This is a genomic window from Planctomycetota bacterium, assembly GCA_016207825.1.
Taxonomy (GTDB): Bacteria; Planctomycetota; MHYJ01; order JACQXL01; family JACQZI01; genus JACQZI01.
In genome coordinates this window covers 74,520-97,993 of record JACQZI010000017.1, presented here as the reverse complement: position 1 = coordinate 97,993, position 23,474 = coordinate 74,520, and the positions used below count along the sequence as shown (strand labels likewise).

The window sequence follows — 23,474 nt, the reverse complement described above, 5'->3', positions numbered from 1 at the left end:
GGTCGCATTAACTATCATATCATCAAGAAGATAGACGCAGGTGTGGAATACCGTATGCTTAAACAGGAGCTGGCGGATGATCAGAAAGCAGGCATGTTGATTGAAGGTATGTATAAATTTAACGAATATGCCTATATCGGGGTAGGGTATAATTTCACGGACTTTACCGATGACCTGATAAATGACAATGATTACACCATCAAAGGCCCATTCATACGGTTTGTTGGAACATTTAGCCGGTAATAAACACCAACAAAATTAACGGAAAGCAGTTTTTACTGAAATCATAACCCTAATAAATTCAAGGGGTAAGAAAGAGGGGGGACTACCTCCCCCCACCCTCTCCAGGCTTACCCCCCGCCTCTAACCTTACCTCTCCCCGTCTCTAACGGATATACTCCCTATCTTAAATGGAAGAATCCCCCGTTTCTAACGGTAATACTCCCCGCCTATAACGGTTATTCCCCCATCCTCTAACGGTTGTAGTCCATCCCTCCAACGGATATACTCCCTATCTTAAGTGGAAGAATCCCCCGCCTCTAACGGTGATACTCCCCGCTTCTAACGGTTACGCCTCTCCCTTACAATAGTTATACTCCCCATCTGCAATATACGCTCTACCCCTGCTAAAAAAATATGATTGAAAGACATAAGGTTACGAAAACATTCATATCAATCATTGACAATCTGTCTATCTAAATGATATTATGCATAATATTAAATCATGAAAATTGCTGTTTGTTCCGTTATTCTTACTTTAATCCTTACGTCATGCCAAACCTGTTTGGCGGCGAGGCAGGGTGTATCAATCGGGTCTATAAATCCGCAGAATCTTAAATCAGATAAATATATAGCAGACACCAAATTATCCGGTTCAGATCGAACGGCTGTTAAAAATGCGGCTTCGGATGATAAAGAAGTTTCCGCGAATTTTATGACCGGCAGTATGTCGGGACATACGACTTATAAAATAGATTTTAAAGATGGGGTTAGCCAACTGGAGTTTCCTTTAGAGAGCCTCCTGTTTGGAGTAGATTTTTGCGTTAGGCAAAAAGGCCTTGAAAACGAATGGCATCAGTGGGAAGTAGGAATAAAATCTTTAATATCCCTGGCAGGGGCTTCCGGTGCTTTAAAAGATTCTGATTGGTTGACCAATGCAACGGATATTGCCGTGGTTGGGCAAGTGAATAACGGGCTGGATATTTATTCTGAATCTACTGCAAAAATGTTTGCCCAATCCATGGAAATAAACGGCGTATATAACGTTTTCCGCAATGAAAAAATAGCCGCAGGGATTTTGGCAGGATATATTTTTCAATCATTTGAATACGACGTTTCTGATGTTGAACAAGTCGGATACGGCGCCTACGCTCCGCTTTATACGGGAATCGTAAACGGAGATGTGTTGGATTATCAGGTGGAATACCGGATTCCATATCTGGGGATAAATTCAGATATCGTTGCCGGTGAGCAATTGGATATAAAGTTGCAAATGGGTTATTCCAATATCGTCCATGCAAATGATACGGACGACCATTTATTGCGCAATAAAATTTCCGAGAATAATTGCCAAGGCAATGCTGTTTTATTTAGGATAAATGCAGAGTGGACATTTCGCCCAAGTTGCCTGTTTCATATAAACGGTTTTATGATGAAAATTGATACGATAGGAACACAGGTTCAATACTGGTATGGGGATGACCCTGCTGGAGCCGGTGATGAAACGGGGGCTTCTATAAGCGGGATAGATTCCCGGATAAGAAGTATGCAGCAATCGGTGATGATAGGTGTCAGGTTTAGTTTTTAGGGATAAAAATGATTTATAACCAGTTTTTCGGCAAGAAAGTTTTAATAATGGGGCTAGGCTTATTCGGCGGAGGCGCCGGGGCTGTGAAGTTCTTTGCGACGAACGGAGCTAAGGTGACGGTAACCGATTTGAAACCGGAAAAGGAACTGAAAAAAACCATTAGAAAGCTTTCTAAACTGAAAGGTGTTATTTATCATTTGGGAAGACACCATGCGCCTGATTTCGAGAAATCTGATTTAATCGTTGTTAATCCTTCTGTACCGACAGGTTCTCCTTACCTGAAAATAGCGCGTAAGCATAAAATACTTTTGGAAACGGAAATGAACCTGTTTTTCCGTTTGTGCCCGGCACGTATTATAGGCATTACCGGCAGTAACGGCAAGACCACAACCACAGCTTTACTTGGGGAAATATTACGGACAGGGCTTAACCAAAAAGTTTGGGTGGGAGGCAATATCGGACGGGGGTCTCTCCTTGCTCAGCTTAATAAAATTTCATCGGATGATATCGTTGTTTTAGAACTTTCCAGTTTTCAGTTGGATGATTTAGGCAAGCTAAGAAAGAGTCCTTTTTTATCAGTTATTTTGAATATACAGCCGAATCATCTGGATCGCCATGGGACAATGGAAAACTATAGCAATGCAAAGAAGAATATTATCCGATATCAGGATAAAAACTCTTACGCGGTTTTGAATAAGGACGATAAAACCGTTTTTGCTTGGTCAAAGGATTGTCTGGGTGAGGTTTTTGCTTTCAGTCGGAAGGGAAATGTTAAAAAAGGCGGGTTTATTAAAGACGATGGTTTTTATTTAAAATCCGGCTCCGCTATGCCTGTTTTTGTTTGCCGAACTTCGGAGATAAAATTGTTAGGCGATTTTAATCAGGATAATATCCTGGCTGCGATTACAGCCGCGAATATTTTAGGCGTCCCAGCACCATTTATAGCAAAAGTCGTCAAAAAGTTTAAAGGGGTAGAGCACCGCTTGGAATTCGTGCGGGAATTTAAAGGAGTCAGGTATTATAATGATTCTATTGCAACAAATCCGGAATCTACCATAGGAGCATTACGTGCCATATCAAAAAACGCTAAGCCAAAAATTATCCTGATTGCAGGCGGGTACGATAAAAAATTGCCTTTTGATGATATGGCCGTAGCGGTGGCGAAATATGTTCGGATTGCTGTTTTAGTAGGTGCAACCGCCGGTAAAATCAGAGATGCGTTTATTAAAAAAGGGGTGAAAGAAAAAGATATTATAATGCCCAGGTCGTTTGATGAAGCTGTTCATATTGCCTGCCGAGTTGCAAAACGGGGAGAAACCGTCCTTCTTTCGCCGTCCTGCGCCAGCTATGACATGTTCAACAACTTTGCCGAGCGAGGGAACCTTTTTAAGAAACTTGTCATGAGGTTTTCCTAATGGCTATTTTTTTGGGGCCGGTTTCGGAAAGAGCGTTTCCGGATAATATTGCTCAGGAAGAAAAAGCGGCTTTTTTTCGTTAGGCGCAGGAGAAGGTTCTTTAGCCGTTAATTGTTCGGTAACTATCAAGAAATCTTTTGCTCTGTTAAGGAGGATTTTCCGAAGGTCGGGTTTATCACCGAATGCTTCATCGGGGCATTCTTCAGTTTGCCACCGGAAAGAGCCGGCTAACCAAGAATATAATCCGGTTAACGCCGTCCAGAAAAGCAGGATGCAATTATGAATTTCTGCCTTTTCGGCTTCTTCCCGTGTAGCGGTTGCGGGTAAAACGCCTTCTTTTATTTTTTCCAGAGTAGTGTTTGGTATGATTTTCGAATATTTGAATCCCAATGCGATTATACGCAAGCGGCCTTTTATAAAATCAGGCTGAATCTCGCTGAAAGTGTCATAGGCTTTTATTAATTGAACTGAGATTTTTTTGTGGAGTTCATAGTAATTTCCAGAAATCCTGGATAGATTAGTAAGCCGATCGGTACGTTCTTTAACGGCTAAATACTCATCAGGCATTTTCAGGACGGTTTCCCATCCTTTCTGATAGCCGTTCGCAAGGTGTAGATAGGAAATACGGAGAGAAGTAAGCAGGATTAACCTTAAAATCTGTGCTTCGATAACATAAGCTTCTGAAGAAGTGTGGGCATTAGCCATCATATTTATTTCTTCAAGCGCCGTCAGGTATTTCCCCTCGGATATTTTTTGGATGACATCTCGGTGGATTACATCTGCCGGGCTGTCCCGTACTATCTCTAGGGGTGTTCTTGGAGGGGGAGGGATTAGTTTTGGGTCGGTTGCGATTTTCGGAACAGCTGCTTTTTCGTTTTCAGTGTCAGAAGGCGGATTAAATTGGCAGTTTAAACCAAACAGAATAATTACAATGCAAGTGGCTTTGAAAATCACATTCATCCGCAACATTGTTATTCTTTCGGAGGATTGGTAGATGTGTTTTCCTCGGAACCCTCCGGAGCCGACCGCCATCTCTTGTAAAAATTATCCTGGGCACGGTTTATTATTGCCTGATGTGACGGCAGGAAATTGCCTTTATTTTCTTCCATTAGTTTTAAGATGTTTCCGCAAATATCGCTCATCAGGCTGTCGGCTTTTTCCTTACGCCGGCGTATATTAATATATTTAGTGTAACGTTCTTTTTTTAGGGCCTGATTATTCGGGTTGTTGTCTTGCGATAAAGTGGTTAGGAATTCGCTTGTTTCCCTGATGCATTGGATGTTTTCCATGACGCTAGAAGACATTGTTTTTATGATATCTTCGGTTGCACGGCCGGTAGGTTCTAATTTGTCAATTTGTCCTTTAGCCCTTTCATATTTTTTACCCGCTTCAGAGATTAATTTTATGGCTTTAGCCTTGTTTTTTACCGTTTCGGCGGATTGGAATAAATCGAGTCCTTCAACAAAGGTGTCGTCTCCGCTTTGAATATCATTTATAAGGATAGTTGTAAATTTGCCTATAAAACCGGTGAGTTTTGCGACATTATCGGTGAGTTCCTTCATTTTGTTGAATTCTTCCCTGATTTTATCCATATCATCGGTCATCTGGGCGAGGTTTTTTTCTGCTTCCTCTTTTATTTGTTCTGCGCCTGCGGAATTCCCTAAAGCCTCGTCACGTTCTTTTCTGGCCTGTTCCGCATCAAGTATGGCGTTTTCCATCTTTATTTTCATGTCATCATGTCTTTTATTGGCCTGGGCTTCTTTGCTTATAGCTTCGTCTGCTTTATTCGTTTCTTCCTGGGCTTTTTTAGTGGCTTGGTCCGCAATGCCTTTGTAGCGTTCTGTTTCTATCATCGCCTCTTTCATCTTGCTTTCAGCATCATTTTTTTTGGTAACCGCTTCGTCCCGTTCGTTCTCGGCAGCTTTTTGTTCATCGACAGCATTTTTTTCTTTGGTGGCAGCGGTGTCTTTTGCCTCAAGCGCTTTTTGACGTTCGGTTATGCCGAAATAAGCTGCGCCTATCCCGGCCAGCATGCCTAATATCATAATGATTAAAAGTAGGTTTCTCATATGATACACCCCTCTTGTTAATATAATATGTTACCAAATCATAATACTACATCGATTGATTAAATGCAAGAAAAAAATAATAATAAACAGAATTATTTCACTTGCCAAACGCCAGGAATAGATGTCTGGCAGGATGAACACTTTCCATTTTTCAGGCTAATTGTTTTTACATCAAATGCGGTTCTTTTTATTAAAGTGGTTTTGCAATTCGGGCAGTAAGTGGATTCATAATCGTGAGGAGAAACATTGCCTAAATAGACAAAGTTCAAGCCCGTTGTGCGTGCGATATTATATGCTTTTACCAAAGTGCTCACCGGTGTCTGCGGTAAATTCGTAAGTTTATAAGTTGGGGTAAATCGGGAAAAATGCAAAGGAATATTTGTCCCAAGGTTTTCTTTGATCCAGAGGCACATTTTTTCTATTTCCCCTTCGCTGTCGTTTAATGAGGGGATAATCAGGGTTACGATTTCAAACCAGATGCCGATTTTCTTCAGTGTTAAAAGAGTATCTAAAACCGGTTGTAGCTGGCCGCCGCAGATTTTCCGATAAAACTCGTCGCTGAAAGATTTCAGGTCTATTTTTACCGCACTAAGTTCTTGGCATAATCGCTTGAGCGGTTTTTCGTTTATATAGCCGTTGGAAATCATTACGCTGGCGATTCCGTTTCCCCGGGCGATTTTTGCCGTATCGTGCATGTATTCATAAAAAACCGTCGGTTCGGAATAGGTAAAGGCGATAACCGGAATTTCTTTTTCCCGGCATATAGTAACTATTGTTTGGGGAAATAAATCCTGGCTTTTTAATTTATCGGGGTCTGATTGGGAAATCTGCCAGTTCTGGCAGTTTTGGCATTGGAAATTACATCCAGCGGTTGCCAGGGAAAAAGCCCTCCTTCCCGGCAAAAAATGGAAAAGCGGTTTTTTTTCAACAGGGTCGATTGCAGTTGAACATGCTTTTGAGTGCGCCAGCGTGTAATAAATCCCCTCACGGTTTTCTTTATTTCTGCAATAGCCGCGATTGCCGGGCGATACCACACAATACCTTGGGCAGATAGTGCATTTGATCTTTTTATCAGGGAGTTTTTCGTAAAACATGGCTTCATGGAGGCCGGGTTTGTCATCAGATGATTCGGCATTTATCATCGGAGGTGTTTTTATAGGTTTATCATGTATGAACAATAATTTTGTTATTCCTGCTCCTGCGATGATGCCGGCTGAAGTTACGCCTGCTATTTTAAGGAACTTGCGTCGGGAGATTCCCATAATAAAAACCCTTATTCTTTTTCCCCGAAAACCTGTGCGGTAAACACATAAAAAAGAGTGTCTTTTTCACGCCAGGCGTTTTCATCTAAACCGGCTTTCAAGGATAATTCTGACAGCATAGTATCCCTGTTCCAGCCTTGCTCCGGAGCGACTTGAGGGAGAAATATAGCGGCGTTTCGTCCTTTTATTAAATATACCCCATGTTTTCCAATCACAATATCATCAGGTCCTTTTATTCTTTTGAGCGAGCTCAATACGGAGATTTCAATATCAACCACCGGTTCTTCTGATAAATCCAGCGGCCTGAACCTGGGATCATTAATAGCTGAATTTATGGCATAATCAATGACCGCTTGGTAGAGCTGGTTAGTTGGCGGGATGCATCCGATGCAGCCCCGCAGCTGATCTTTTTTCTTTAATGTGACAAAAACCCCTTTTGGCCTGCTTAATGCAGGAGTAAGTTTTTCCGGGGCTATCGCCGGTTTCTCTCCATTTTTTAGGTATGTTTGGATCGTTTTACGCGCTAATCGCAAAAGAGTTTCCTGTTCGTCATCCGTCAATTTATAATCGGTAAAGGTTATTGCGGCATAACTGACAGATGTTTCGAAATCATTCGTGAGATCTCCTGACGTATAATAATGGAGCAACATTCCGGTTGTATCCGGTAATATAGCCATTAATAAAGTGATGGGGTTTCTTCCGCAAATAGTATTTTCCGTTTTATTCAGGTATTGTTGGAAGGATGATATATCTAATGTGGTAATGTGCTGGATTGCTTCAAGGTCCGTTTTGTAGATATTTTCCCGGAGGTTATCGGTAAAAGGGCTGTAACCAAAACCTTCGCCGTAATGCATGAAATCAGAACTGGCAACGACCAGTGTTTCATCATCAACATAAGCTTGGATGGTTTCCGCTACTTGCTGCATTTCTTTTAAACTTAGCTCGCCTACCACAATCGGTATAAGTTTAAATTCATTAAGAAGTGTCTGCAAAAACGGTATTTGGATTTCCACTGAATGCTCGCCTTCTTCTGTTTCCGCCACGTGGCTAAAATGCTTGTTTTGCAACAGCTCTTTGCAAGCTTGTGTGTCAACAGGAACTTCTCCGAGAGGTGTTTCGTAATGAGTTGATTTGGATACTGAAACTCCTTTTAATCCGCGGACATGGTGATTAGGTCCAAGCACGAATACTCTTTTGTAGGATTTTCCTTCCAGTGTTTTATAAGCGTATGCCGCGCACTGGGCGGAAAAGCGATAGCCGGCGTGGGGAGCTATCAATCCGCGTGTTTTTTCTTGTTTGAAGATATCCTCGTTTTTAATTTCAGTCTTTTCCAAGAGCTCCTTGATGGTTTTTTGCAGAGTTGTTTTATTTGACGGTACCCATCCTTCGCTTAAAGTAAAATGATGTATCATGTTTCCTGTTACCTCCTTATTTTTTGTAAAACTGTCAGGTGTTAATTCTGGTTGTTCGGTAAGTATTTGTTCATTCTTGGGGCAAGCTAAGCCGATTAACGCCAAAAAGGATGCCAAAACCATAAATCCTGGTTTTAAAACTCTCATATATTTAATATACTAAAAACAATCTATTTGAGTCAAGCAAAAATTCTTGCTTTTGAAGTCAAATAATCTATAATATCATTTTTCTCTAACGGGGCGAGTGGCGGAATGGCAGACGCTGAGGACTTAAAATCCTCTCCTCGCAAGGGGGTGAGGGTTCAACTCCCTCCTCGCCCAGCCCCGCACCCCGAACGCGTTCAGGATGCGGAGCTGGGCGATCCATTTATATGAAGTCTTTCTATGAATTTATTCCTCACACTGCGGATATAGGCATTCGGGTTAGAGGGAAAACTCTTGCCGAACTTTTTGATAATGCCGGTTTTGCATTGTTTGATGTCATGACGTCTATTAAGCAAATAAAACCGTTAATCCAGGAAGAAATAACAATAACTGCGGATAATATAGAGGAGTTAATGAATTATTGGTTAAGCCGCTTATTAAAAGAGTATACCGTTAATAAACGATTATTAAGTGCTTTTGCGATAGAATCCATAGATAACCGGCAGCTTAAGGCTATAATAAAAGGTGAGGATTTTAATCCTGGTAAGCATGTTATCCAAAAGGAAATTAAGGCGGTAACTTTTCATAATCTTTCTGTAAAAGAAACAAATGGCGGATGGCAGGCCGAAATAATATTTGATGTTTAGCGAATAATGATAACGGTAAATAGAATAAACGATAACCTTTGGGAAATTCCGCCTGAAGGCCGGATGAATGTCCCGGGCAGAGTTTACGCCAGCGCGAAATTGATGGAGAAAATCAAGGAGGATAAAAGCCTTGAACAGGTTGTTAATGTTGCCTGCCTGCCTGGTATTATTAAATATTCATTGGCTATGCCTGATATCCATTGGGGTTACGGGTTTCCCATTGGCGGCGTGGCGGCTTTTGATATGGAAAAAGGCATTATCTCTCCGGGCGGAGTGGGTTATGATATAAACTGCGGAGTTCGCTTAATGCGGACTAATCTTACCGTAGATGATGTGCAATCCAAAATCAAGGAGATAGTCAGAGATTTGTATAATGCCATTCCTTCCGGCGTTGGTTCAGAAGGTGCCATTCCTAAATTATCACCGCAGGATGAAAAACAGTTATTGATTAAGGGCTCTCGTTGGGCTGTGGAAAAAGGTTATGGTGAAGCTGAAGATTTGGAGCATACGGAAGACGAAGGCAGAATAGAATTTGCCGAACCTTCAATAGTCAGCAGTGATGCCATAAAGCGCGGCTTGGTTCAGGTGGGAACATTAGGTTCCGGTAACCATTTCCTTGAAATTGCAAGGGTGGAGGAGGTTTATCGCCCGGATATTGCAAAGATATTAGGTTTGGATTTAAGCCAGATAGTGATTGCAATTCACAGCGGTTCTCGCGGATTCGGCTACCAGATTTGTGATGATTATGTGAAGAAGCTTCTTAAAGCTGCCCAGAAATATGGAATAAGTTTGCCTGACCGCCAGTTGGCTTGCGCCCCGTTAAAATCCGAAGAGGGCAGGGAATATTTGTCTGCCATGGCTTGCGCGGCTAATTACGCCTGGGTAAACCGCCAGGTGATTATGGCGCTGGCTGAGGAGGCGTTGCTTAAATCGCTCAGTATTTCTCCGCGGGAATTGGGAATGGAATTAATATACGACGTGGCTCATAATATTGCCAAGATAGAAAAGCATGAAATAGATGGAAAGAAGCAGGAAGTATGTGTGCACCGTAAAGGAGCAACAAGGGCGTTTCCTCCGGGGCATCTTTCCGTACCTGAAGTTTATCGCTCTGTAGGCCAGCCGGTTTTAGTCCCCGGTGACATGGGGCGTAGTTCATATTTATGTGTCGGAACGGAAGAAGCTATGAAGCAGACTTTCGGCAGCGCCTGTCATGGGGCAGGCAGGGTCGCCAGCCGTTCCCAGATGATTAAGCAGATGAAAAACCATGATCTTTTTAAGGAGTTGGAATCTTTGGGTGTGTTTGTGATGAGTAAAAGCCGCGGAGGGCTGGCAGAAGAAATGCCCCAGGCGTATAAAAATGTGACTGATGTGGTTCGCGTGATGGATGAAACCGGAATAAGCAAAAAAGTAGCAAAGTTTAAACCATTAGGAGTAATAAAAGGATAGGAAGGGAATAAAATGGCAGATATCAAGGAAAAGAAAAACATGTTTATAACCGGTCTTGGGGCGCTTTTGCCGACCATGATTACTATTTTTGTCATAGTATTGGCTTTTAGGTTTATGTATTATTATATCGCGCAACCTTTAGGCCGCGGCGTTTTGTTATTGGTTTGTTTTATTTTTGGGATTCCGATGGATAATGTGATGAATAATGCGGTAATGATTGCCTTGGTCGGTTTTCCTCTGGCAATAATAGTCATTTTTTTCGTTGGATATATGATGGCAACCTTTTTAGGGAGAACTATTTTGAGGGGTGTCGAGAAATTCATCCTGTCACGGTTTCCGGTAATAAATTCCATATATCCATATGCCAAACAGATAGCTGATATATTTGTTTCTGATGACAAGAAAGTAAAATTCCAAAAAGTAGTGGCGGTTGAATATCCCAGGCAGGGAATTTACCAAATAGGTTTTATTACTTCTGACGGCCTGAAAGACATCAGTGACACCGTGGGGAAAAAGACAATAACGGTGTTTTTGCCGACTTCGCCTACTCCATTTACCGGATGGACGGCTTTTATTCCGTCAGAACAGGTTATTCCTCTTTCTATCTCTGTAGATGAAGCGATACGGATACTTATTTCCGGCGGGTTGCTTATCCCGCCGAACCAGTTAAAGCCGTTGCAGTCTCCCTCGGAAAAATCGGTGACTGAGAATAAACTATGACAAAAAACAATAAGCAATTACTCGGCGCCACAGGCGAAGAATTAGCGCTGAAACACCTGAAGAAAAACGGCTATAGGATTATCGAACGGAATTTCCGCACTAAATTGGGTGAAATTGATATTATTGGTTATAACGAGAAAACCATTTGTTTTGTGGAAGTAAAAACGAGAAGCAGTGATGAATTTGGCATTCCGGAAGAATCCGTTATCAAACACAAACAAAAGCAGATTATCAATACGGCTCGTTATTATCTTATGCGCAAGAAAATCTCACCGGAAACGCCTTGCCGTTTTGATGTCGTGGCGATTACTTTAAAAGAGCCGGTAATCGGTGCTATAGAAATACACCTGATTAAAAACGCTTTTAGCAGGGGATAAATATGCAAATAGACAGAATAGACATGTCTCACTTGAAAATGCCTTTGGCTTCCCATTTCGAAACAAGTTTTGGCAGGGTCTATCACCAGGAAACTTTGATTATTAAAGTTACCGGCGGTGATTTAGTCGGATGGGGAGAATGTCCAGCATCGGCTCAGCCGTATTATTCATCCGAAACCGTAACTACGGCTAAATATATTATCAAGGATTTTCTTGCCCCGATAATTTTAGGCAAAGTTTATTCTGACATCGGAAATCTGACATCTGTTTTCAGCTATATCCGCGGGCATAATATGGCAAAGGCGGGTGTGATTATGGCTTTGTACGACCTGATTGCCCGGAAACGGAAAATGCCGCTGGCTAAATTATATGGCGAATCGGCCATTGGCTCCTCTAACAGAACATTGGAGGGCGGGATTCGTAAATATATACCATCCGGAATTAGTTTAGGGATACAGGATAGCGCTAACGAATTAATTAAACGGGTTGAAAACGCCTTAACCCAAGGTTATAAGCGTATTAAAGTTAAAATAAAACCTGGTTGGGATGTGAATATCATTCCTGCCATCCGAAAACGATTTCCTAAGATACTACTGGCTGTTGACGCTAATGGAGCTTATAAATTATCTGACCGGAAATTATTGAAGAAACTGGATAAATATAATCTCTTGATGATAGAACAGCCTCTTTTTTATAACGATATAGTTGATCATGCAGAATTGCAGAGGGAACTTCAAACCCCGATATGCCTGGACGAAAGTATTAAATCGTATCACGATGCCGAGCAGGCGATTAAATTAAAAAGTTGTAGAATTATCAATATCAAGCAGGCGAGAGTCGGCGGTCCGATAGAAGCGATTAAAATCCATGATTTCTGTCGTAAAAATAAAATCCCGGTCTGGTGCGGCGGGCTTTTGGAGAGCGGTATCGGCAGATTGCATAATATTGCGTTAGCCAGCCTTCCCGGTTTTACATTACCGCCGGATATTTCGGCCAGCGCCAGGTTTTATGAAAAAGATATTATTAGCCCTCCAATTGCCCTTCAATCTGATGGGACCATTAAGATACCAACCAATGCCGGACTCGGCGCAGAGGTAAATATAAAACAATTACGGCAGTATATAGTTCATCATGAAACTATAAAACCACGCGGTTAAGCAAGATAGGAGGCGTGGGTAATTCTTGACACAAGCACGGTTATTTAGTTAGATAATAATTTAATTAGTCGCTTATATTGGAGGATATGGTTATGAAAAGGCAAGGAAGTGCTTTATTGATACTCATCATCGTTGTGCTTATTGCTGTTGGTTTTGCGGCAGTTATGTATACTGTCCGTTCCGGCTATTCGGCGGGAACCCCTGCCAGAAATAATCCCGACTTAGCCATTGAAAAATATCTGCCTAATAACACTCTTTTCATTATTTCTTTCCCTGATGTTTCATTGATGCGGGAGCGGTTCAAGAATACCAATCTCTATGCTTTGTGGAAAGATGAAGAAGTGCAGTTTGCCGTTAAGCCGTTTATGGATATGCTTAATAAGGGTCCAGTGAAGGAAAAATTGGATGAGGCTAAAAATAAATTTCAAGATGCAACCGGATTAACTATTGAAAACGCTATAAATCTTTTCCATTCCCAGGCGGCGATTGCTATAATTGATATTCCATCCCCGATTAATCCCGGCATGCCGGATGTCGTTTTTTCGATTAATGCCGGTCAGTATAAGGATAAAATGATTGATGCGATCAAGCATATCCAGAAAAAAGCAAAAGAAGGCGATGCGGATATAAAAGAAGAAGTCTCGAAGATTAAAGAGATTGAAGTGACTTCTTTCGGAGATAGATGGAGCCTGATGCATTATGCTTTTCTGGATACTCTTTTGGTGGTAACCTCGCAAAAAGAGAGATTGGAGAAAATTATTACATGCTACGTGGAAAAACAAGCAAATGGCTTGAGCGCAGACGCGCTTTTTTCCAGGGTTCACGGCAAAGTAAACGGCGGTAATGAGGATTTATTCGTTTATTGCAATATAAAAGAAATCATTAAAAGATATAACGTGCTTGTCCCCGAAGGTATTAGAAAGGCTATGGACGGTTTGGGCGTTTATAATATGGATGCGCTTGGAGGTTCAATGGAGTTTTTACCGGATGGGATGATAAAGGAAAATGTCTTTATCGCAACAAGCGGGACTCTCAAGGGGTTACCTAAGATTTTGTCGTTAAGTCCAAAGACCGATAAATTATCCAAGTATATCCCCGCCGATGCGGTTTCCTATTCCCGTGTAAATATTGACCTGAAAGAAACTTGGAGTGAACTCGTTAATATTTGCAAGGTTCTCCCTCCGATTTCCGGTAAGGTAGATGGCTTCCTGGCAGAATTGAATAAAAAAGTCGGTTTTTCCATGGCGGATGATTTCCTTGCCAATTTCGGCAGTGAAATGATTTCTTATGGGATATTCCCTGAAGGCGGTGGATTGCTGCCCGATGGCGTTTTCATTGCGGAATTAAAAGACAAAGGCAAGTTTGAGCAATGCGCCAGGTCTTTAGCAAATAACTTGAATGGTTCTTTGGAGGAAATTACTTTCCACGGGACAAAAATAAATTACCTGCGTTTCGAAACCGTTAAAATGCCACTGGCGAATCGCTACCATGGTTTGTTGGATGAGTTGGATGAGATACAGGGATTTAACAAAACGGTCATATATTTTATTAAAGATAATATTGTTTTTGCGTCGGGTTCAATGCACCCGATAAAAAGGCTGATTATGCGGATGGAACAGGGGTTTAACTCCATTGATAAGAACGAGGCATTCGAGTATTTGGCGAAAAACATCAATCCGGCAAGCCGGGCGCTTATGTATATAGATGCCGCTCGTTTTTTTAGGCCGTATTATGACAGTATATTTTCGGTCGGCCAGAATTTTCAGGATATCTTTAAAAAACTGGCGAGGGGGAAATGGCCCGAATTTGTAGACTTCAATAAATTCCCTACCGGCGAGACAATCGCCCGTTACCTGGGGCAGGTAATATTGGCTTGCTCCAGCGATAACGATGGAATCAAAATCGAGGTCCGCTCCGGTATAGGAATTGAACCTGTCTCTGTTGCCGGAATGGCGATAATTGCCGCTATCGCTATTCCAAACCTGCTTTCTTCAAGGCAGGTAGCCAATGAAACAACGGCAATTGCGTCTCTTAAAACAATGATGGCGGCTGAGGTAACCTGGCGGATGATGGATGTTGACGGGAATGATATTCAGGATTATTGGACCAAGGACGTTTCCTGTTTATACCGTATGTGCCGGGAAGATGATGAATCCCCTTCCGCTTTTATCAGCATTGATTTGGCAAGAGCCGATGGGACGCCTTATATGAAAGGTAAAAGAGGCAAGGCTGGCAACAGGAAGATTGTGGAAATCCCCCAATTTGTGCCTAAAGCCGGGTACTTATTTGAAGCGATGAAATATGATACAGAAGGCAAATTGTACCAGCAAGACCCGGATGAGGATGGATATAAACACTCTAACCAGTATAAATTTGCCTTCGTGGCTTATCCGGCTGAATACGGAAAAACCGGAACGAGGGTGTTTATTATTAATGAACTTGGGATAGTTTACGCGATAGATCCGGGCAGTGATATTGATAAAATTATTCTGCGCTGGCCGGGAGACGACCCGACAACAATAACCGGGCCGGGCGGGAGATATTGGAGTGTGGCTGGAAATTAACTGAATAGTTTAACTTAGAAAGAGAGGCAAAAGAGTATGCCAGCAAAGCAAAGTGATGTGCCGAAAAATAGCGGGGAAATTGTAAGGATTGATGGAGAACATTTGACCGTTGAGCAAGTCCACAAGGTTGCCCGTGAATATGCCAAGGTGGAAGTAACCCCCGAGGCAAAGAAAAAGGTGGATGCCAGCGCCCAATTGGTGTTAGATTTGGTTAATAAAGGCGAAGCCCTTTACGGAATAACCACCGGTATTGGCGAATTTGCCCGTATAAGGATATCCAAAGAACAATCCGAAGAACTCCAAAAGCGCATCGTTTACAGCCATGCCGCCGGTTACGGCGAATGGATGCCGGAAGCGGAAGTCCGCGCGGCAATGCTGTTGCGTGCCAATGTCATTTCCAAGGGGTATTCTGCCACGCGTTATTCTACCTTGATGACTTTGATAGGGATGATTAACCATAATGTCATTCCTTTAATTAATAAGAAAGGCTCGGTCGGCACAAGCGGAGACCTCTCGCCCATGTCCCAGATGGCTGAAGTCGTGATGGGCGAAGGCGAAGCTATTTACAACGGTAAAAGGATGAAAGGCGGCGATGCCCTGAAAGCCGCCGGATTAAAGCCGGTGCAGTTGACTTACAAAGAAGGATTGGGTTTAATTAACGGCTCGCAGATGATGACCGGCTGGAGCGCGCTGATTATCTATGATGCCGAACGGGTTTTGAAGAATGCACAGATTGCCAGCGCTATGACCATAGATGTTTTGCAAAGCGTCTTGAAAGCCTTTGATTCTCGTTTGCATCGGGTCAGGCCGTTTTTGGGGCAGAATTCGGTTGCCGCCAATATCCGCACCCTGGTTGCGGAAAGTGAAATCCTGGCACAGCGTTCGGCTAAAGTCCAGGATGGATATAGCTTGCGTTGCACTCCGCAGGTAATCGGTCCGGCAATGGATGCCTTGGAATACGTCAGGGACCAGATTGAAATAGAAATGAATGCCGGGGCTGATAACCCGTTGTTCTTTGTTGATGATAAGATTTCCTTAACCGGCGGAAACTTCCACGGCCAGCCCGTTGCCGCGGCTATGGATTTCCTCGGCATGGTATTGACTTTTGTCGGTGGATTGAGCGAACGCCATACCAACCGCATGCTTAACCCGGTGCTTTCCGGATTACCGGATTTCCTGGTTGAAGGCAAAGGCTTGAACTCCGGGCTCATGGTTGCCCAATACACGGCGGCCGCTTTGGTTTCCGAGTGTAAAGTCTTTGCGCATCCTGCTTGCGTGGATTCCATTTCGGTTTCTGCCGACCAGGAAGATTATGTTTCCATGGGGCCGATTGCCGCCCATAAAGCCCGTGAGATGCTTACTAATTTAATCGGTGTCATCGCCATAGAGATGATGGCCGCCGCCCAGGCGATGGATTTCCGGAAAGGCCTGAAGCCCGGCAAAGGAACCAGGATTGCTTACGAAGAAATCAGGAAATTAGTGAAATTCCTGGAAGATGACAAAGTCCTTTACCATGATATCGAATCCGTTGCCAAGCTTATCAGGGAAAACACCATTTTGAACCGGATTGAAAAGGAAGTCGGGGAGCTTAAGCTGGCGACGTCGGATGCGCTTGATTCTAAATAGGCAAAGCTTATAAGTTAATAAGAAAGTAAGTTGATAATAATTTTGTAACAAAATGAGATTGCCACGCTTCTCCGCTGCGCGGGGCCGCTCGCAATGACGGTCATTGCGAGGAATCCGATGGATATCGGAGGACGAAGCAATCACATTATTCATTTTGTTAAACGCTCCAAGTTAATACGGGTGGATATGTTATCTTATCAACTTAGCAACTTATAAGCCTATCAACTTATCACATGCGAAATCTCGTCAAATATATCCTGCCTGCTATTTTCCTGGCAATGGGTGGAATATATGTTGCCCAGAGCATCGTTTTAATTTCACCTGAAATCGGCTTGGCATTGGCCTGTGGCGCTGTATTGGGAACCGTATCTTTTTTATATCCAAATATTGGGGTTTATTTTGTTCTCATCACCCTCTTTTTTCCGGAAATTTCTATAGGTGCGGTGGGCACCGGCATGACTGCTGCCAAGCGTGATATCGGCATCCGGCCGGAAGATATCCTGATTGTCCTGATTTCGGTTGGATGGTTTGCCCGCTTGGTCGCCAAACGGCAGGAAATACTTATTCCCCATACGCCGGTAAATACGCTGGTTATTATTCTTTCCTTTGTCATGGTTTTTACCACGTTGCACGGCGCTTTGGTGGGAAGCGTTCCACTGGCAACCGGTTTCTTTTACGTCATGAAAAAGCTGGAATATTTCGTGGTCTTTTTCATGGTCATCACGAATATAAAGACGGAAAAGGAAATTAAAACCGGGATAGCCATTCTTATGGTCGCCTCGATTATCGTGGCGCTCTGGGGAATCGTTGAATATACAATTCTCTCGCCGGAAATGGATTTGTCCCGCATAAGGATATCGGGCCCTTTCAGGCGTTCGCAGGCGAACATCCTGGGCGGTTTTTTTATCATCATCATATTCATTGCGTTGGGTTTTCTCTTTAAATACCGGCCGATGAAATTTTCATCTAAAACGGGTTTGCTCGGCTTGATTATCCTCTCGCTTATTGCGGTTGTGTTGACCCGCTCGCGTTCATCATACTCAGCCATATTCGCCGGGTTTATTATTTTTAGCCTCTTGGCACGCCGGTATTACCTCCTGATTATCCCGATTCTCCTTATAAGTTTTATGCAATACCTGTTTCCTCCGCAAATAGTGGAAACGATTCACAGTATCCGGGGCGTTCAGGAAAGAGGGATAAACCCGTCATGGGATGCGCGGTGGGACGCCTGGAAGGAAGCATGGGAAAATAAAATATCTAAAAATCCGGTTATTGGGCATGGGTTAGGCTCGGTTGACCTTGCCTGGGTGGATAATCAATATGTGCTTGACCTCGTTTACATGGGGGTAATCGGTTTGGGGTTGTTTATCTGGCTGTTATTCAGGCTGTTTGGAAGCGCCGCGGGGTTTTATCGCGATACAATGGATTCTTATAACAAGGGTTTATCATTGGGTTTTATGTGTTTATTGATAGGTTTGATGATACAAGGGATTGCCGTGACCAATTTTTATACGATACGAACCATGGTCCCGTTTTGGTTTGTCACTGGATTGGTAATGGTGGCAAGAAACCTGGAAATAGGCAAGTCTGAACAACCGGTTAAAGTTGAAGGAATAGAGTCAACCTAAAAGAGAAGAGGGCGACCCGAAGGTCGCCCCCTAATCCACTGGCTTAGCCCCGCTACAGGGCTATACCTGCGTCGCCTTGAGATGGAGTTTGAAAATCCCATCACCATCCACGAGGAAATCCACGCGTGAATCTCCCCCCGGAGTGAAGGACATCAAACCCAAAGACGGGTCAATCATCCCCTGCACCAAATTATTGGTGACAGAGTTCTGAGCGCTGATAACCGCGGTATCGTATTCCGTATTGGATATCAGCATCCCGGCTTGAATCAGGCGATTCATCAAGGCGGACCTGAATGACTGGATAAACTCCTCCCGGCAAATCCGGTAAGGATTACCATCAATCAATTGGTCTCCCTGACGCAGTTTACCCGCTATGGTCGGCTCGCCGGTCATCCAGAAACAGGCAATGGCTGCCGCGCCGATTCCGTGAACCCGGTCGCCGGTTAGACGCAAGGCTTTCTTGCGTAAGACATCGGCAACCCGTTCCTGCGAATCAAGCACTGCATCCTTGAACCTTTTGGCCTTGACCCCGTCAGTCACTTCAAATACGCGGCTGATACGCTTCACCCAGCTGTCATACGCGTTCTGAATATTCTTGGCAAAGGTCTTGACTACCGACTGCTTAACACGGCCTCTTTTGGTCCGATAGGTATCGGACATAAAGGCGGGCCATTGCTCCGCGGCCGGAGTGGCAAGCTTCTCCTGAAAACTGGCTTCGTCGGGCAATGCCTTCATAAGCCGGTTTTCCACCAGTTCCGCCTGCTCCGCCAGGTTCTGCGCCCACTTTTGGGCGACATCGCCGGCAGGCTTGTACAAAGCAGGTATTTCCAGCTTTACATCAAACAGTATGTTTGTCATAAAACTATCCCCACTTTCTTGTTACGCCAGCTAACCGGTAAAACGTCCTGTTGCGTCATACGTCTTGGGGCTTGCGTCTGGCGCCAAACGCAGGACACCTGGCACACAACGCTTTTACAGACACCTCCGTCTTGCTGATACGGTCGGCTGACTGACAATTCCTTATTTAATCGCTTTATATTCATATTTACCTCCATTTAAGGGATACTTGCGGTGAACCCTTCGTGGTTCACCGTCCCTCCATACTATTATTCGCTTGACCCCCCTGCCTTTTGCGGTAAAATCTTGGAATTCTATGAAAATATATCATTTTTCTTAATCTCCTAATCATTTTGTCTCTTACCTCCCTTCATAAGGTATATAGGTCAGGAACGCCGAATGTTACATGGAAAATCGGAATCCCTTTAAAATTCTTCATATTTCCTTTCTATTTAATTGGTCATTGTTATTTGGGAATTGGTTATTTCTAACCCTTCCCTCCACTTATACAGTCCAAAAACCGGCTAAAGTAACAAAGAATCTTAAAAATATCCGGTCTTTTCCGGCATCCTCATTACCCGTCATCCTCACTGCCCGCTACTCGCTGCTCACTACCTGCCTCGCCGTTAGGCGGGCTTTCTTGCCGCCCCCAGCTATAGTGTTATTTGCACGAGGAGGTGAAATCTGACCTAAAATCTTGGAATTCCATGAAAATTTCTCATATTTCTCCTCCAGCTCGTTTATATTCATCTTTACATCCTCTTTCATTGGTCATTGTTCACCCGCCCCGATGAATATCGGGGTTGGAAACTGGTCATTTACTGCCTGTTCCCTTTAATCCTGAAACTATTAATCTTTTAAGCTTTGTTTGTGTCGTCTCGGTTTTATCTCTTGACCTCGTTAGGGATAAGTGATATGCTCTAATGACAATAAACTGAGTACTGAAAGGACGGTGACTGTTAACAGGAAAAACTTGAGATGAAAGTAAAAGAAATAAAACTACATCAATTTAGACATTTTATAAATCAGTCTTTATCTTTTGATCCTTATGTAACAGTTCTTATTGGCAAGAATGATACAGGAAAAACGAGCATACTTCACCGATTATTTGACCAATACATAAAAAACGGTGGCATGGCCGGTTGGGATATAAGCCAGTTAAAAAATGCAGATCCAAACAGTATAAGATTTAATTCATTGTGGGTAGTTGAAGATAAGGATATCAAAAACGATAAGTTCACTCAACTATTAGGGAATAAAAAACCAAAACTAATTACAATTTGTTATCAGCATCGTTCGGATATACCTAAAAACCAATCATATTCTTTATTAGCCGATACAGAAAATATCAATATCTATGAAGATAATACAGAGTTTCCGGCTATTACAGAAGATATGAGAAACTTTGAACAATCTGTTTTGCCAAAGATAAGATATATTAATCTTTCTGAAAAAGTTGCACTAAATGAACTATTTGAAGCACAATTTTATGAAACAGGTCCATGCATTACAGAAACCCCTCTATCTGATCAACCTAGTGAATTTATGCCTTTTACTACGGAAAAATTACTGCTTTCAATTGTAGATTTAAAAGCTAACATTAGAGCAAACCACAATGTAGATGCGCCGTGGGCTGAAACTACGAAGCATAATTCACCACGGCTAAGGCCATTAAATCTTACTCAAGAGGAAATAGAACAAAAATTAAAGGAATTATCTGAAAAAATAACAGGTGTTTTGCAAAAGTGGTGGAGGGATCCTGCAGATCTTACTTTCGAGATTAGGCTAGCGGGGAATAGTCACAGTAAAGAATCCAGTTACAAGAGAAATAGTTTTCTTCTAACAGCACAGATACGAGACGAGAATAAACTGCGCTATTACGGGACAGGTCTCAATTGGTTTTTAACGTTTGTTATAGAATATTTGTTTATCCAAAAATTAGAAAATCAGACCATTGTTTTATTTGATGAGCCAGCCTGTAATTTGCATCCTAACGCACAACGCATTGTTGTAAAGATGCTAAATGAATTGTCACAGAAACATCAAGTTGCATATTCTACCCATTCTCCTTTTATGATAGATTGGAATTTCCCGCAACGGATTAGATTGTTTACCAGAAATCCTAAAACCAAAGCGACTAAGATTGATAATAAGCCCTATGCGCCAAGGGATGAAAATAAATTTCTTAATATATGGGATCCTCTAAAAGTGTCTATTGGGGTTTCCTTTGGCGATTTAGGTTTTCTGGGAGAACAGAATATTTTTGTTGAGGGCATATCAGATCAGGTAATTTTAGCTAATATTTCGGATTATTTTAAGTCTAATGGGAAAACGCATCTTGATTTAACTAAAATAAGCATTATTCCATGTAACGATGGTGCGGCTTTAGAACCATTCCTGAAAACGGCTAGTAGTCAGAACAAAAAGTCAATTGTTCTATGTGATAGCGATGATGGAAATAAAGATATGATTAAAGTAGCTGAAAAATGCCACACTCCAACTATTGAAATTAATCAAATTACGGGTTCTTCTAATCAAAACGAATCAATAGAAGACCTTGTCGGCATAGACATCTATATAAAATCAGTAAATGATTTTTATCAGGGATTTGATTGGTTTACTCCTATAACACCTGATAAATTTAATGATTGCTCATTAAGCATCGATAGCAATTGGACATTAGGAAGAAAACTAATGCAGTACTTTAAACTGAAATTATCTAAAGACTTTAATAAAAATGGTGTCGCAATTCATTATGCTAATTCGTTGTTAAATGGCTCTGTTAAGGCTTCCGAGAGTTTTATCCCTCTATTTGTAGAGATAAACAAAAGTTTTAATTAATATAATGGTATCCGAAAGCGTACCGCCTCCCACATCTTCTAATGCTTGATTTTCCCGTGGTGTATCGCCTATATTCGGTTGGATTCGTTCCTCACTGCAAGCAAGTCTCGTTTTCTGGAATTCATTTTTGGATAGGGCTATACCACCGTTACTATCATGGAGTCCCTCCGCATCTAAGATGGAGTCCCACCGCATTTGCCATGGAGCCTCTCCGCATTTAAGATGGGGTCTCTCTGGATTTGGAATGGAGTCCCTCCGCATTTGGGATGGGGTCTCTCCGCATTTAAGATGGAGTCTCTCTGCATTTGAGATGGGGTCTCACCGCATCTGAGATGGGGCATCACCGCATTTAAGATGGAGTCCCTCCGCATTTGCCATGGAGTCCCTCCGCATTTGAGATGGGGTCTCACCGTATTTATGAGTAGTTAGCCCTAAGTTGAGGGGGGAGTAGCACCACCCCCCTGCCTTTGAAACCTCATTTAATTGAGATGCAAACGAATATATGCGTTTTAGCCGTCCCCGCCACCTACGGGGACTTCCCACTTCGTGGACTATAGCCTCTGGTCGCAAGGCGGGATATTTTTCTATGCCAAGTATCCCTAACGCTCCTTATGGGATAACCCGATAAAATCATATATGGAATATGTTTCCTGTGCGCTCTGTGGAGCGGATAAGGCGGAAGCGGTCTATACCATATCCGATTTAAAGGTCGTCCGTTGCCTTAAATGCGGCCTGGTCTACACCAATCCGCGCCTGTCTGATGACGAGCGCGCCCGTCTTTATTCGGAGGATTATTTCAGGAACCAGTCCTCGCCGGATGTTCCCAGCTTCGATTACATCCAAAACAAAGAGCTTTTCTACGCCGATGCCCAAAGGCGGTTAAGAGGCATAATGAAATTCAAGCGTTCCGGGAAAATACTGGAAATCGGCTGTGCCACAGGCGGATTCCTCGATGTCGCCCGGGAATACGGCTGGGAGCCTTATGGGGTGGAAATATCTCCCTGGGCATCTGATTATGCACGGAATAAATTGGGATTAAACGTCGTTACCGGCAATCTTGAAGATGCTTCTTTCCCTGATAGCTTTTTTGATGTTATCGCGATGTATCATGTCCTGGAGCATCTGCCTTTGCCCAAGCAGGCTATCCAAAAAGCGGCGCGCCTTTTAAAAGCGGACGGGCTTTTGGTGATAACCGTTCCGGATATCAATTCCGGCAATGCCCGCCGGATGAAGGAACGCTGGGTGAATTTAGTTCCCAAGATTCATCTATATCACTTCTCCAAAGAAACCTTAACCAAACTGCTTTCCGAAAACGGATTCGGAATCATTAAGTCTGTCAGAGAAGGCGGGACGGGATTATTAAATAAGGGCGCGGAGGGCAAAACACGCCCGAATCCGTTGCTCAAGGCAATAAAATACCTGAATTGGGCGCGCCCGATTGTGCATGGCTTGGCGATAAAGCTGTTAAAAAGGTGGGATTTTATCACCGTCTATGCCCGTAAAAGACAGGCGCTATAATCTT

General features: G+C 42.9%; 18 protein-coding genes and 1 tRNA gene. 14 read left to right on the top strand and 5 right to left on the bottom strand.

Features of this window, described 5'->3' with window-relative positions; genetic code table 11:
• From HY811_07490 to murD, 3 genes are all read left to right on the top strand, one after another.
• A partial coding sequence (locus HY811_07490; protein ID MBI4834642.1) for a hypothetical protein occupies positions 1 to 243 on the top strand: 243 nt, incomplete at its 5' end.
• 481 nt (positions 244 to 724) lie between these two features.
• The gene (locus tag HY811_07485) at positions 725 to 1,807 is read left to right on the top strand and encodes an omptin family outer membrane protease (protein MBI4834641.1); all 1,083 of its coding nucleotides are present in this window, start codon (positions 725 to 727) and stop codon (positions 1,805 to 1,807) included.
• An 8-nt stretch (positions 1,808 to 1,815) separates the two neighbouring features.
• Positions 1,816 to 3,222: a UDP-N-acetylmuramoyl-L-alanine--D-glutamate ligase gene (gene murD / locus HY811_07480; GenBank protein MBI4834640.1), complete on the top strand. Its 1,407-nt coding sequence runs from the start codon at positions 1,816 to 1,818 to the stop codon at positions 3,220 to 3,222.
• Between the two features lie 3 nt (positions 3,223 to 3,225).
• On the opposite strand, the gene HY811_07475 is transcribed toward murD, so the two are convergent.
• The 4 genes from HY811_07475 to amrB form a co-directional block, all read right to left on the bottom strand.
• Positions 3,226 to 4,191, bottom strand: a complete 966-nt coding sequence (locus HY811_07475) for a hypothetical protein (protein ID MBI4834639.1) — start codon at positions 4,189 to 4,191, stop codon at positions 3,226 to 3,228.
• 2 nt (positions 4,192 to 4,193) lie between these two features.
• A complete protein-coding gene (locus HY811_07470; protein MBI4834638.1) occupies positions 4,194 to 5,291 on the bottom strand; it encodes a hypothetical protein in 1,098 nt (365 codons plus the stop codon).
• Between the two features lie 92 nt (positions 5,292 to 5,383).
• The gene (amrS, locus tag HY811_07465) at positions 5,384 to 6,433 is read right to left on the bottom strand and encodes an AmmeMemoRadiSam system radical SAM enzyme (GenBank protein MBI4834637.1); all 1,050 of its coding nucleotides are present in this window, start codon (positions 6,431 to 6,433) and stop codon (positions 5,384 to 5,386) included.
• A 131-nt stretch (positions 6,434 to 6,564) separates the two neighbouring features.
• Complete coding sequence (amrB, locus tag HY811_07460; protein MBI4834636.1) at positions 6,565 to 8,112, bottom strand: AmmeMemoRadiSam system protein B; 1,548 nt, start codon at positions 8,110 to 8,112, stop codon at positions 6,565 to 6,567.
• Between the two features lie 91 nt (positions 8,113 to 8,203).
• Between amrB and HY811_07455 the strand changes: the two genes are divergently transcribed.
• From HY811_07455 to HY811_07415, 9 genes are all read left to right on the top strand, one after another.
• Positions 8,204 to 8,286, top strand: a tRNA-Leu gene (locus HY811_07455).
• A 50-nt stretch (positions 8,287 to 8,336) separates the two neighbouring features.
• Positions 8,337 to 8,756 (top strand): archease, encoded by a 420-nt coding sequence (locus HY811_07450; protein ID MBI4834635.1) that lies wholly within the window; start codon positions 8,337 to 8,339, stop codon positions 8,754 to 8,756.
• A 6-nt stretch (positions 8,757 to 8,762) separates the two neighbouring features.
• Positions 8,763 to 10,202: an RtcB family protein gene (locus HY811_07445; GenBank protein MBI4834634.1), complete on the top strand. Its 1,440-nt coding sequence runs from the start codon at positions 8,763 to 8,765 to the stop codon at positions 10,200 to 10,202.
• 12 nt (positions 10,203 to 10,214) lie between these two features.
• A complete protein-coding gene (locus HY811_07440; GenBank protein ID MBI4834633.1) occupies positions 10,215 to 10,922 on the top strand; it encodes a DUF502 domain-containing protein in 708 nt (235 codons plus the stop codon).
• On the top strand, positions 10,919 to 11,299 hold the full coding sequence (locus HY811_07435; protein MBI4834632.1) for a YraN family protein: 381 nt from the start codon (positions 10,919 to 10,921) through the stop codon (positions 11,297 to 11,299). The genes HY811_07440 and HY811_07435 overlap by 4 nt, the downstream gene beginning before the upstream one ends.
• 2 nt (positions 11,300 to 11,301) lie before the next feature.
• Positions 11,302 to 12,456, top strand: coding sequence for an o-succinylbenzoate synthase (menC, locus tag HY811_07430; GenBank protein ID MBI4834631.1), 1,155 nt, complete (start codon positions 11,302 to 11,304; stop codon positions 12,454 to 12,456).
• A 92-nt stretch (positions 12,457 to 12,548) separates the two neighbouring features.
• Positions 12,549 to 15,020, top strand: a complete 2,472-nt coding sequence (locus tag HY811_07425) for a DUF2950 family protein (protein ID MBI4834630.1) — start codon at positions 12,549 to 12,551, stop codon at positions 15,018 to 15,020.
• A gap of 36 nt (positions 15,021 to 15,056) precedes the next feature.
• Positions 15,057 to 16,646 carry a histidine ammonia-lyase gene (hutH, locus tag HY811_07420; protein MBI4834629.1) on the top strand — a complete coding sequence of 530 codons (1,590 nt, stop codon included), beginning with the start codon at positions 15,057 to 15,059 and terminating at the stop codon, positions 16,644 to 16,646.
• Positions 16,647 to 16,879: 233 nt separating this feature from the next.
• Positions 16,880 to 18,274, top strand: coding sequence for an O-antigen ligase family protein (locus HY811_07415; protein MBI4834628.1), 1,395 nt, complete (start codon positions 16,880 to 16,882; stop codon positions 18,272 to 18,274).
• Positions 18,275 to 18,334: 60 nt separating this feature from the next.
• Here HY811_07415 and HY811_07410 read toward each other — a convergent pair whose 3' ends face one another.
• On the bottom strand, positions 18,335 to 19,132 hold the full coding sequence (locus tag HY811_07410) for a hypothetical protein (protein MBI4834627.1): 798 nt from the start codon (positions 19,130 to 19,132) through the stop codon (positions 18,335 to 18,337).
• A gap of 957 nt (positions 19,133 to 20,089) precedes the next feature.
• On the opposite strand from HY811_07410, the gene HY811_07405 reads away from it, so the two are divergent.
• Together HY811_07405 and HY811_07400 are read left to right on the top strand one after the other, a co-directional pair.
• The gene (locus HY811_07405) at positions 20,090 to 21,952 is read left to right on the top strand and encodes an AAA family ATPase (GenBank protein MBI4834626.1); all 1,863 of its coding nucleotides are present in this window, start codon (positions 20,090 to 20,092) and stop codon (positions 21,950 to 21,952) included.
• Positions 21,953 to 22,588: 636 nt separating this feature from the next.
• Entirely contained in the window at positions 22,589 to 23,470 is an 882-nt protein-coding gene (locus HY811_07400; protein ID MBI4834625.1) for a class I SAM-dependent methyltransferase, read from the top strand.
• Positions 23,471 to 23,474: the final 4 nt, after the last annotated feature.